Raw genomic sequence first — 13,083 nt, 5'->3', positions numbered from 1 at the left:
CTCCTTGATTATGATTGTGCTTCAACCATTGACACCTGCTCAGGTGCGCAAGTTGACCCTTGTGGGCAATTCACGGTCTGTGTACCTACAGCCGCAGTTGATGAACTTCCACCACCGCCACAAGCACTTAATAATACAACGAAACTAATTGCAACCAATGCAAATAGATTTTTGGGGTACCTTCCTAGCATATCATCACCTTTTATCGTTTACTGTTACTTCTTTTACTTCCAAGTTTTAACAAATTCCTCATCAATCTCACTACTAATCAGCAGTAAGCAGTATTGTAAACATAGTGAATATTGATTTTTTTGCGAGCAATGTGCGTAATATTTAAGAACTTTATCTTATTTTATTTCGACACCATTACTGAAAAATTGATAAGAAAAGCCTTTCTTAAATAGATCTAAGACTCTATTTTTATATTTGATTTTTTGGGCATTAAGCTTAAATATCTCTTGCTGCAGTGCACTATTTTTATCTTCTTGCTGCTTAAGCATTAACATATACCATTGATAATGAAAATTAAGCCAATCAAGCATATCTTGCCATAATCTAGCGCTTTGCCGCTGCTTATAGTTATTCACGGCCCTTACACTTAGACTTCTGGGTAATAGGATAAAATCAGCTAAACTTATAAATCCTTTTTTAAATAGTGGATCACGTTGTAATAAAGCGATTTGTGTAAAATACTCTGATAGATTCATCAATAGTATCGGTGAATATACCAATGCCTGGTCACCTAATAGCTCATGTATAATATCTTCAATAAGTCCCGTATTAGTCAAATTCAACGTAAACTCACTGGGATAGACTTTGTTTTTAAGACTATCTGATAAATCTTGCACCGTAAAGTTTGATAATAACGGACCAAGTGATAATACACCATCCACCTGAGCCGCAAAATGCATGTGTACAAGTGCTAATTGCGCAATATCGAGCGTTATATCAATATCTATTGTTTGTTGTGCTTTTGTAAGAATTGCCGTTAATTGCGAGGGATATATTTTCTCTAACTGTTGTTGTGTAAACTGTGTATTTGCAGGCATTCCTATAAAATCAACAATTTGACGACTAGAAATCATTAATGGATAGGAAATTTTAATCACCCCCTTATGAAGGATTGACGGCCTTAAATATGCTTGCCAATCCATAGGGTGTTGCAATAGACCTAATTGCGCTAAGCGTAGATCTATAGTGGCATATGGTTCATTTTCTTTAATAATAGATAACTTAAGCTGTGCCTTATTTTCATTGTATGCTTTAAGATTTAGACTTATATTAGATTGTGCAATTTGCGATTTCAGTATCTGTGGTAACCAACTATTCAAAGCACATAAGGTAATTAATTCTTGGCTTTGATCTTTTTTGCACTTTTCTTGCTGTTGCATAGACCATGATTTAAGTGACTCAAGCTGCTGATAACTATTCGCTTGTGGATAAACTAACTTTGCACTTATTACAGCTATAATTAATACACAAAAAGCAACCCATCTTTTCATACCACCATCATCCTTGCCATTCCTTTTGCGATTTAAGCTTAGGTGCAATTGAAGGAATTAGCAAATTCAAATTTGGACTGCATACCCCTCACCCGTGCAGCTTAAGCCACACGACCTCTCCCGCAAGGGGAGAGGTGCTAGCTGGTGCAACTTATTGATACATCATTACTATATACAATGCCTCTCTGCGTTTAGTTATCTGCTAATATTTCATTAAATTCAAAAAAGCTCTCCAGCACAATTTGATGTAATAAATCATCACAAGTGTCATGATAGTAATTCACTAATCTATCCAAAGATTGTTGATAATATTCTTCAGATCTTGCCAAATTACTGATCTGAAATTTTTCCATTAACTCCAAATAAACCTGCAAACGAATCAATGCCTCATCTGCCGATGCTGTTGAGAAAAACACTGGCGCCTCATCATCATCCGACTCTCCAGCAATAATCGATACAGCATATAATGATGATTTATCGTCATGATTGATAATTTGAAAATCAACAGTCAAGTTCCAATCCAAAAGTTCACCCAACTGATCTGCCATATCATCAATCATGCACATTTTCTCGCGCACTGTTTGGCTTAAATCATAGTAATTCTCGATATTTTCACTTATTTCAAACATATACTTTCTCGTTTTCTTTTTTACTTTTCTTTACTTTCACTTAGCTTAATCAAACCGTTTTACACGCCGATGACAGACATGCAAGTGTGTGTGTTTATTAAAATATTGTTGATGGTAATCTTCAGCCATCCAAAATTGATGAAGATCAGCATCCATTAATTGTGTTGCAATCTTTAAACCTTGCGCTTCAAGGTAATTAATTACTTGTTGGCAAGTCGTTTTTTCCATGTCCTTTGTATATAAAATAGCACTTAAATATTGCGAACCGATATCCACACCCTGACCATCTCGCTGTGTGGGATCATGAATTTCAAAAAAGAGTTTTACTAATGTCTCATAACTAATAACTCTGGGATCATATTCAATTTTAACGACTTCTAAATGCCCAGTCTGTCCTGTTTTCACATCATGATAATTAGGATTCAGCGTTTTGCCCGCCATATAGCCAACTGCCGTTTTGACAACGCCTTTTTCTTTGACAAAGTAATGCTCGACACCCCAAAAGCACCCTCCTGCAAAATAAGTAACATTTAGCTGATCTGACACTTAAAACTCCTCCAAACATGGTTTTGCCTTAATATTTTGATAGATCATCTTAACACTATTGATAAATGTTTCTAGTTCATTATCAACAATATTAATGTGCCCCATCTTGCGTCCCGCTCTTAAGCTCTTGCCATAACTTTTGGCATAGCTATTAACAGGTAGTTGTATATCTGGCACATCTTCAGCAATCAGATTAATCATTAAGATATGTTGTGCTAAAGTTTTAATATCAACAACACTTTCACCACTGATTGCACGCATATGGTTTTCAAACTGACTGACATTGGCACCATTGATTGACCAATGCCCTGAATTATGTACTCGAGGCGCCATTTCATTCGCAAAAAGCTGATTATTTTTAACAAAAAACTCAACCGCAAATGTACCCACATAATCAAAATACTCAAGCAAGTGTTTCACCGCTTCTTGCGCGTCAAGACATAGTTCATTCCTTTTAATCAATACATGTGTTTCGCGTAAAATGCCATCACGATGCTCATTTCTAACCAAAGGATAAAAGGCAATATGCCCAAACTGATCACGTGAAGCAATCTGTGAGACTTCATAATCAAATGGCACAAAGCTCTCAGCAATGAGTGAATACTCACCCAAAGCTTCCCACGCTTTTTCTAAACACTCAGACGTTTTAATAACATACTGCCCCTTGCCATCATAGCCAAAACGTCTGGTTTTAATAATAAACGGTAAGCTCAATAATTTGGCAGCCTTTTGAAGTTCAGAAAAAGAATCAACACGCATATAGTTATTGGTATTGATTTCAAGCTGTTTAAAATTATCTTTCTCCAACAACCGATCTTGCGCAACACTTAAGACTTTAATTGCTGGAAAGATACGTGTTTTTTGTGATACTGCTTGCAACAGATTAACTGATATATTTTCACTCTCATAAGTTACGACATCATAGTGCTGAAGCTTTTCCTGCCAAAGGTTTATTTCCTCTGGTGTACTCTTACCATAGCGATCAATGACTGGTAAAGGATACGTGTCAATACTTACATCCAAATCTTCAGCGCTCTCAATAAGCATCTGAGCGAGCTGTCCATTTCCTAATATTGCGATTTTCATTTTTTATTACCTTAAGTTTATTCCACAACGTAATGATCGAATTACCTCTCCCCTTGTGGGAGAGGTCGCATTGCACAGCAATGCGGGTGAGGGGATATCTCACTGCTGTAATGCTTGATAAATATCTTCCAGTACATTTTCCGTCTCTTTTAGTATGTCATGATTCCAGAAACGCAAGACTCAATACCCTTGTTCACAAAGATACATTGATCTTGATGCACCATATGTCTTCTTGTCAATTTCATTGTGCTGAGCGCCATCACATTCAATAATCAATCTTTTTTCAAAACAAACAAAATCAACAATATAAGATCCAATGATCACTTGACGCCTAAACTTATATCCTGACAATTGCCGATTTCTAAGATGATACCATAACGTAGCCTCAGCATCGGTTTGTGAAGTTTTTAAATGTTTTTGAAAGGCTTTAATATTCACCCCCCTCACCCGTCAAGCAAAGCTTGCCGACCTCTCCCACAAGGGGAGAGGTAAACCTCGATAACTAGACAAATATAATTTAATCATTACAGCACCAACCATTAGTACACATCATTTCTTACGTCAATTTACAGATATTTACTTAATTCTCAAGCTGATTATTGTCCTAACTTCTTTGCAACAAAGTAATGACCTGATCACCTCTCCCCTTGTGGGAGAGGTCGCATTGCGCAGCAATGCGGGTGAGGGGATATCTCACTGCTGTAATGCTTGATAAATATCTTCCAATACATTTTCCGTCTCTTTTAGTATGTCATGATTCCAGAAACGCAAGACTCGATACCCTTGTTCACAAAGATACATTGATCTTGATGCATCATATGTCTTCTTGTCAATTTCATTGTGCTGAGCGCCATCACATTCAATAATCAATCTTTTTTTAAAACAAACAAAATCAACAATATAAGATCCAATGATCACTTGACGCCTAAACTTATATCCTGACAATTGCCGATTTCTAAGATGATACCATAACGTAGCCTCAGCATCGGTTTGTGAAGTTTTTAAATGTTTTTGAAAGGCTTTAATATTCACCCCCTCACCCGTCAAGCAAAGCTTGCCGACCTCTCCCACAAGGGGAGAGGTGACCTACGGTAACTAAACAAATGTAATTTAATCATTACAATACCAACCACTAGTGCACATTATTTATTACGTCAATTTACAGATATTTACTTAATTCTCAAGCCGATTATTGTCCTAATTTCTTTGCAACAAAGTAATGATCTGATCACCTCTCCCCTTGTGGGAGAGGTCGCATTGCGCAGCAATGCGGGTGAGGGGATATCTCACTGCTGTAATGCTTGATAAATATCTTCCAGTACATTTTTTCCATAAAATTTCACCTAATTTTCTCAAAATTTTGATCAGCTTATTTGTAATTCATCTTCATTGATCACTCTTATATTAAGCGCTTGCGCCTTAACTAATTTGGAACCGGCCTTTTCCCCTGCGATTAGAAAATCTGTTTTGCTTGATACACTACCACTACATTTAGCACCTAGTGCTTCAAGCCTTTCTTTAAGCTCATCACGTGTGAATTGTGCAAAACTGCCAGTAATCACTACGGTTTTACCAAAAAAAGGATTATCGACTACAGCTTTGACTTCTTTATTCTCAATTTTCTTGGGATCAATAATCGTAATACCCTCAGCAATAAGTGCGTCAACGAGTTGGATATTTAAAGGATCCTGCCAAAAAGCTTTAACATTATTTGCCATCACTTCACCGATATCATAAATCGATATCAGCTCCTCAAGTGTCGCATTTTTAATCGCCTCTAGTGATCCAAAGTAATTAGCAAGTGCTTTAGCACTCACTTCACCAATATCCTTAATACCCAAAGCATAGATAAAACGGTGTAATGCCACGGTTTTGCTTTTTTCTAAAGCCTCTAATAAATTTAATGAAGACTTACGCCCCATACGCTCCAGCTGGCTTAGAACGGGTAAACTCAATGCATACAAATCAGCCGGCGTTTTAATCATCTCTTTATCGACTAACTGCTCAACGATTTTATCGCCCATCCCATCAATATCCATCGCCTTGCGCGAGGCAAAGTGTTTAATACGTTCTTTGCGTTGTGCCCGGCAATGCCACCCCCCCATACAACGCGCAATTGCCTGGTCGTTAATATATTCAATACTTGATTGGCACACTGGACATACTTTGGGCATCACAATTTCTTGTATTGTATTGGTATTACGATATTCAGGTAATGAATGCACTACCTCTGGGATCACATCCCCGGCGCGGCGCACAATCACGCGATCATGGACTTTAATATCTTTGCGCTTAATCTCATCAAGATTATGTAATGTCGCATTTGAAACAATCACGCCACCTACGGCAACTGGCTTTAATCTTGCCACCGGAGTCACCGCGCCCGTGCGTCCGACTTGAAAATCAACGGCTAAAATTTCTGACTCGACTTCTTCAGCTGGGAATTTATGCGCCAGTGCCCAACGTGGTGCTTTGGCAATAAAACCCGCTTTGGTTTGCAAATCCAATCGATTTAATTTATAGACTAAACCATCAATATCATAAGGTAAATCAGCACGCTTATGACTCATACGTTGATAGTAATCAAGTAAGCCCTCTTCTCCATCAACCACTTCAACCTCATCGGTTAATTGAAATCCCCAGAGCTTTAATTGTTGCATTAATTCATATTGCGTTTGTGGTAAAGTAAATCCATCATATGCACCAATACCATAAGCGTACATTTTTAGTTTGCGCTTAGCAGCAATTCGCGAATCTAGCTGCCGAATACTGCCAGCAGCAGCATTTCTGGGATTAGCAAAAACTTTTTCATCGCGCGCTTCAGCCCCTTGGTTAAGTGCTAAGAAATCTTGTTTATTAATGATGATTTCACCACGCACTTCAATCTCTTTGGGCAGATCATCACCTTTTAACTGTAAGGGTACATTACGAATCGTTTTGACATTTTCAGTCACCTTTTCACCCTCAACCCCATCGCCACGCGTTACAGCGTAGTCTAAGCGACCATTTTTATAGTGAATGCTAATTGCCAAGCCATCAAGCTTTGGTTCACATTCAAAACTTAATTCATGCGTTTGTGTAAGCTCCGTTAAACGCTTATAAAACCCAGCAATATCCTCATCATCAAAGCCATTGGATAATGACAACATCGGCACCTTATGGGCAATGACTTCAAAGGCTGTTAATGGCTTACTGCCGACACGCTTCGTTGGTGATAACGAGGTATCTAAAATATCCTGATATTGCAACTCTGTATCAACAAGTGCTTGATACGCCTTATCGTACACTTGATCACTTACCAAAGGTGCGTCTAAAGTATGATAAGCATAATTATAACGGTTAATTTCCGCACAAAGATTTTGATAATATTCTTGAATTTCAATATTTGTTTTAAAGGGTAAATTAGACATGTCAGCAAGGACTTATAGAGCATGTGCCTATCATACTAAAAGGTTTATAAGATTAAAAGCTAAAGCCCACGCTCAATTTGACACACATACTTTGATTTATATGAGTGCTCTACCTAAAATACTTAACCCTCATATTTAAAAACGGCTCCTCTATTGTCTTATAAGTTAGGTATGAAACTATAAAAATAATTGGAATGTATATTAATAAGCAAGTTAAGAAAGCCGATGTTGTTAGTGATATATTAAAATAACTACTAACCCAACCTTCAATATTTATGAACACCAAGGCATCTTTCACAAATGAGTGTAGTAAGTAAACAGAAAAGCTCAAACTTCCAAGAAAAGCTATCGTCTTGCTAAACAAACTACTTTGAATTGAGGCGAAAGAACTAACATAAAATATAATCATAAATGAACACAAAATACCAATGATAGTTGGGTAAGAAGTGGGATCAAAATAGTTAATACAATAAATCAAGAAAAACCACATACATGCTATGTAAATTACGCACAATATTTTTGAGCCAAAAAGCCTAATAAAGACATGAGAATTTTTATATTTTATAAAAAAATGTCCAGCGATCATTCCTACAATAAAAATGTCAAAATTACCAAATACAGAATAATTTAATAGGATACTTAATTTTTCCCACCCATACTCAGCTATCATGCTGTAGTATAGCCCATACCTAAACAGTAGAATAAGAAGCAAACATTGCACTAAAAACCTTAACCCATAAAGCTTATAAAATTTGTATAAAAAAGGAAATATAAGGTAAAAAATAAACTCAATACCAACTGTCCACCAGTTAAATGATAAATATTGATACCCCCAATCACCAGCTATCCAAGAAACTTTTTCAGTATTGGAAAAATTTAATCCAAAAAGGTTTAAATAGTCAATAGCAGTAAACTTTTTCATTAATACAATTGATATAAAGAATAAAAATATAATCATCGGGTATATTCTCAAAAAACGATTATAGATAAACTTCCAGTAGTTAATTTCTTTTTCATTTGTACGTGCTATAACAAAGAATAAAAAACCACTTAGTGTGAAAAATAGAGGTACGCCTGTATCTAAATGCAAATAGTTAATAATCTTATTACTACCTAACAAATGAAAAAATAAAATCATCATTGCTGCATATAGCCTTAAATGATCTAATTCAGGCATGTATTTCACATTTACACTTTTCATGTTGTTAGACTCCCCATATATTTAACTTAACCTGAGCTTGGAATTAAAATTTTTTGATAAAAAAGGTTTTATAGAATTAAAATAAATAGTTCTGATGGTAATTTCCCAGGATCAACATAGTAGATACTTATTTCAACATTTTGCTATATAGATAGCTCTCTATTATCTATAAAAAGCAACTTAAACTCAAATAAATTGGCGTAATTATTTCCCGCAATCACCTTCGTATAATCGCCTTGTAACTTGAAAAACAAGTTGAGTTTCAACTCCTTCACCCACGCAGCTTATGAAACACAATCTCTCCCTCAAAGGACAAGGTAATAGATAGCACAACTTATTTTTTCATTATCACCACGTAGAGTTATTGTTTGTTTATCAATCCAAAGAGCGAATAAAATCACATTTTACACTTTATAACTTGCAGCAAATCTATCAGAATATGGTCACAAAAACCTTCTGCACGAGTAGTAAGATGTTACAACTTTTTGGCAATGATGCATTATCTTTATTCGATCAACAAAAAATCTTATCCAAATTACAGGAAATTGATTCTCGTATTGAAACGGTTCAAGCGGAATATCTTCACTTTATTGAGTACAGTGATGTGTTAAACGATCATGAATTAAATAAGCTCTCAGCACTGTTAGATTATGGTGATAAAGGGCAACTTACTTCTAAACAAGGGCAAACCATTATCATCACACCACGCTTAGGCACAATCTCACCGTGGTCGTCAAAAGCAACGGATATCGCGCATAATTGTGGACTTAATAAAGTTATGCGTATTGAGCGTGGCATTGTTTATTACTTAAAAAGTCAAAACATATTAGATCAAAATGCTTTAAACTTGCTTGCTGCAAAATTGCATGATCGTATGATGCAAACAGTTAGTTTCTCGGTTGCTGATACCAATCCATTTCTCAGCACCCATGCTGCAGGCAAACTGCAAACAATTCCATTGTTAAGTGAAGGCCGTGGCGCACTAGAGAAAATTAATCATGCGCTTGGTTTAGCATTATCTGATGATGAAATTGATTACTTACATGATGGTTTCGTTAAGCTCAATCGCGACCCAAACGATGTTGAGCTTATGATGTTTGCACAAACTAATTCAGAGCATTGCCGGCATAAAATTTTCAAAGCTGACTGGATTATTGATGATCAGGCACAACCGCTTGGGCTGTTCCCCATGATCAAAAACACCTATGAACATCACAAAGAAAACATCCTCTCAGCGTATCACGACAATGCCGCAGTCATTGCCGGTTACGCTGCTGAGCGTTTACAACGTAATGATAATGGACTTTATCATTTCAAACGCGAACCGATTCATATTCAGATAAAAGTTGAAACACATAATCACCCAACTGCCATCGCCCCTCATCCAGGAGCCGCCACTGGTGCCGGTGGTGAGATTCGTGATGAAGGTGCCACTGGTCGTGGTGCCAAACCAAAGGCCGGACTTACCGGTTATACTGTATCAAACTTAAATATTCCTCATGATATCCAACCATGGGAAATTCCTTATGGCAAGCCTAATCGCATTGCCTCAGCATTAGATATTATGATTGAAGCACCTCTTGGTAGCGCTGCTTTTAACAATGAATTTGGACGTCCAAACTTATGTGGTTATTTTCGTAGTTTTGAACAAAACGTTAATGGCGAAGTATGGGGATATCATAAGCCAATTATGATTGCAGGTGGCTATGGTAATATCAAAGAAGAACATATTGAAAAGCGTAAAATCCCTGTAGGTGCTAAGATTATTGTGCTTGGCGGGCCGGGCATGTTAATTGGTCTTGGTGGTGGTGCTGCTTCTTCGGTGAACACAGGACACTCCCATGAAGATTTGGACTTTGCCTCTGTGCAACGTGATAATGCCGAGATTGAACGTCGCGCACAAGAAGTTATCGATAGTTGTTGGGCAATGGGACTGAGTAATCCAATCATTAGCATCCACGATGTTGGCGCTGGTGGTTTATCCAATGCATTACCTGAGCTTGTCGCTGATTGTGAACGCGGTGCTGTTTTTGATCTAAATAAAATTCAAGTGGCTGAAAAAGGATTGTCTCCCTTAGAGATCTGGTGTAATGAGTCACAAGAGCGCTATGTACTTGCGATTGCTGAGAAGGACTTAGTCCTATTTGATAAAATTGCCAAACGCGAGCGTTGTCCTTATTGCATTGTCGGTGAAGCCACTGAAGAAAAGGTGTTAATTTTAAAAGATGAAAATTCAGTCATTGATCCGATTCATATGCCACTATCACTACTTTTAGGTAAAGCACCAAAAACATTAAAAAACGTGACAACGACTGCCAATGCTTATAGTAACTGGGATTATAGTGGTATAGATTTACAAGATGCAGCCGAGCGTATTTTACGTTTGCCCGCCGTTGGCAGTAAGAAGTTTTTAATTACCATTGGTGACCGCACAGTTGGTGGTATGACCCAACGCGATCAAATGGTCGGACCATGGCAAGTGCCTGTAGCTGACGTTGCCGTGACTGCAACAAGCTTTACGGATTATCATGGTGAAGCAATGGCAATGGGTGAGCGCCCATTACTGGCAATGATGAACCCAGCTGCTGCTGCTAGAATCACTATCGGTGAAGCGATTACCAATATAGCAGCAGCTTATATCTATCATTTATCCGATGTCAAGCTTTCAGCCAACTGGATGGCAGCATGCTCGCATCCTGGTGAAGATGCCCGGCTCTATGAAATGGTTAAAACCGCTGGCATGGAATTTTGTCCTCCTCTTGATTTAACAATTCCGGTAGGTAAAGATTCGTTATCGATGAAAACAAAATGGCATGATGATAATCAAGAAAAATCCGTTACCTCTCCCGTTTCTCTTGTTGCTACCGCTTTTGCTCCAGTGCAAGATATTCGCCGCACATTAACACCACAATTACGCTTAGCATTTGAGACCGATCTTATTTTGATTGACCTAGGTTTGGGAAAAAATCGTTTAGGTGGCTCGTCATTTGCACAAAGCTATAACGAGCTTGGCAATGAAACACCTGATATTGCGCCTGAGCTTCTACAAAACTTCTTTGCAGCCATTCATCAATTGGTTAAAGATGATAAAATTTGCGCTTATCATGACCGCTCAGATGGTGGGTTATTTACTACCTTATGTGAGATGATGTTTGCTGCCAAGTGTGGGCTGGATATTGATATTGATGGCCTTGGTGACGATATTCATGCCTCATTATTTAATGAAGAATTAGGTGCTGTTATTCAAGTGAGAAACACCGATCGCAGCATCGTAATGCAAGTTCTTGCAAGCTTCCAGTTAAAAGCACATACCATTGGGCGCCCTAATACGTCAACGGATGATGCCAAGCTATCCATTAGTTACGATATTGATGAAATATTTTGTATGACACGAGCTAAACTGCAAACACTTTGGTCTGAAACATCATATCAGATTCAACGCATGCGTGATAATGCACTGTGTGCTGATCAAGAATATGATCTGATTAATGGACATAACGATCATGGTCTTTTTGCACAAGTATCCTTTAATTGTAAAGAAAATATCGTCAGCCCATTTCTAAATCTTGATAGTAAACCCAAGGTAGCGATCTTACGTGAACAAGGGGTTAATAGTAATAATGAAATGGCCGCAGCCTTTATCTTAAGTGGCTTTGATGCTATTGATGTGCATATGACAGATTTACAGCATAAGCGTATTAATCTTAATGACTTTAAGGGTCTTGCCGCATGCGGGGGGTTTTCTTATGGGGATGTTTTGGGAGCCGGTGGTGGTTGGGCAAAATCCATTTTATTTGATCCAAATCTTTTAGAGCAATTTGCCCAGTTTTTTGCGCGCACTGACACCTTTACCGTTGGCATGTGTAATGGCTGTCAGATGCTATCTCAATTAAAAGGGATTATTCCAGGAGCCTCTCACTGGCCACGTTTTGTGCGCAATCTTTCTGAGCAATTCGAAGGACGCTTATCGATGGTTGAAGTATTAAAAACCCCATCGATTATCTTTGAAGATATGGAAGGCCTAAAAATGCCTATTGTAGTCTCTCATGGCGAAGGACGTGCTCAATATCAGCACCAGGATGACTTAAAGCATTTAATTGCCAATGAACAAACGGCAATGCGCTATATTGACAGCCATAGCAAGCCAACTGAGCACTACCCATTAAATCCAAATGGCTCGGAAGGCGGCTTTACCAGCTTTACTTCACTTGATGGACGTGCCACCATCATGATGCCACATCCCGAGCGCACTTTTAGATTAGTCCAAATGTCATGGTATCCAGCAGACTGGAAAAATAAGGATATTGAATACTCACCATGGATGCGCTTATTTATGAATGCGCGCAAATGGGTGGGGTAAAAATCTAAACCCGAGAGATAATTTATGGGGCCTACTCATTCGATTAAATCAACTTTTGACATTATAATTTTCTAGAGATTACCAATTTTTTAATGATGTGATCCTTTATGATAAATCGTAATATATAAGGATCAAAGATTTTTGACATGGTTGGTTTCAATCATCATAATTTTTAATTATTTTTTCTCTGTACACGATGATTTTTTCATTTGAGTAGCTCCTGTAATGGTCGATTTAAAATCTTAAGGCAGAGCTTAAAATCTCTTATGCTAAAAGCTGCTCTTTGATAAGCATTAGCAATCATATCCAAGCCATACCGGAAATAGCTAGACTGTAACCGACCATGTTT

Annotated in this window: 9 protein-coding genes and 1 pseudogene; 1 reads left to right on the top strand and 9 read right to left on the bottom strand. The window is 37.7% G+C overall.

Features of this window, described 5'->3' with window-relative positions:
• Positions 1–8 precede the first annotated feature (8 nt).
• The 9 genes and pseudogenes from DNK85_RS04100 to DNK85_RS04060 form a co-directional block, all read right to left on the bottom strand.
• Positions 9–191: a hypothetical protein gene (locus DNK85_RS04100; RefSeq protein ID WP_119328302.1), complete on the bottom strand. Its 183-nt coding sequence runs from the start codon at positions 189–191 to the stop codon at positions 9–11.
• Positions 192–347: 156 nt separating this feature from the next.
• Positions 348–1,502, bottom strand: a complete 1,155-nt coding sequence (locus tag DNK85_RS04095; RefSeq protein ID WP_119328301.1) for a hypothetical protein — start codon at positions 1,500–1,502, stop codon at positions 348–350.
• A 191-nt stretch (positions 1,503–1,693) separates the two neighbouring features.
• Positions 1,694–2,131, bottom strand: a complete 438-nt coding sequence (locus DNK85_RS04090) for a hypothetical protein (RefSeq protein WP_119328300.1) — start codon at positions 2,129–2,131, stop codon at positions 1,694–1,696.
• A 45-nt stretch (positions 2,132–2,176) separates the two neighbouring features.
• Positions 2,177–2,677, bottom strand: coding sequence for a peptide-methionine (S)-S-oxide reductase MsrA (gene msrA, locus DNK85_RS04085; RefSeq protein WP_119328299.1), 501 nt, complete (start codon positions 2,675–2,677; stop codon positions 2,177–2,179).
• The gene (locus DNK85_RS04080) at positions 2,678–3,763 is read right to left on the bottom strand and encodes a 5-(carboxyamino)imidazole ribonucleotide synthase (RefSeq protein WP_119328298.1); all 1,086 of its coding nucleotides are present in this window, start codon (positions 3,761–3,763) and stop codon (positions 2,678–2,680) included.
• A 99-nt stretch (positions 3,764–3,862) separates the two neighbouring features.
• Positions 3,863–4,201 (bottom strand): annotated as a pseudogene (locus tag DNK85_RS04075) (endonuclease domain-containing protein).
• A gap of 255 nt (positions 4,202–4,456) precedes the next feature.
• Positions 4,457–4,795, bottom strand: a complete 339-nt coding sequence (locus DNK85_RS04070; protein ID WP_119328328.1) for an endonuclease domain-containing protein — start codon at positions 4,793–4,795, stop codon at positions 4,457–4,459.
• Positions 4,796–5,127: 332 nt separating this feature from the next.
• Positions 5,128–7,173 carry an NAD-dependent DNA ligase LigA gene (ligA, locus tag DNK85_RS04065; protein ID WP_119328297.1) on the bottom strand — a complete coding sequence of 682 codons (2,046 nt, stop codon included), beginning with the start codon at positions 7,171–7,173 and terminating at the stop codon, positions 5,128–5,130.
• A gap of 109 nt (positions 7,174–7,282) precedes the next feature.
• The gene (locus DNK85_RS04060; protein WP_162896516.1) at positions 7,283–8,350 is read right to left on the bottom strand and encodes an acyltransferase family protein; all 1,068 of its coding nucleotides are present in this window, start codon (positions 8,348–8,350) and stop codon (positions 7,283–7,285) included.
• Positions 8,351–8,846: 496 nt separating this feature from the next.
• Here DNK85_RS04060 and purL point away from each other — a divergent pair, with 496 nt between their 5' ends.
• A complete protein-coding gene (purL, locus tag DNK85_RS04055; RefSeq protein ID WP_119328327.1) occupies positions 8,847–12,734 on the top strand; it encodes a phosphoribosylformylglycinamidine synthase in 3,888 nt (1,295 codons plus the stop codon).
• The last annotated feature ends 349 nt before the right edge of the window (positions 12,735–13,083 follow it).

Source organism: Cysteiniphilum halobium, assembly GCF_003574425.1.
Taxonomy (GTDB): domain Bacteria; phylum Pseudomonadota; class Gammaproteobacteria; order Francisellales; family Francisellaceae; genus Caedibacter; species Caedibacter halobius.
Note: the sequence above shows the minus strand (reverse complement) of the source record. Positions and strands in the feature narration are given on the sequence as shown.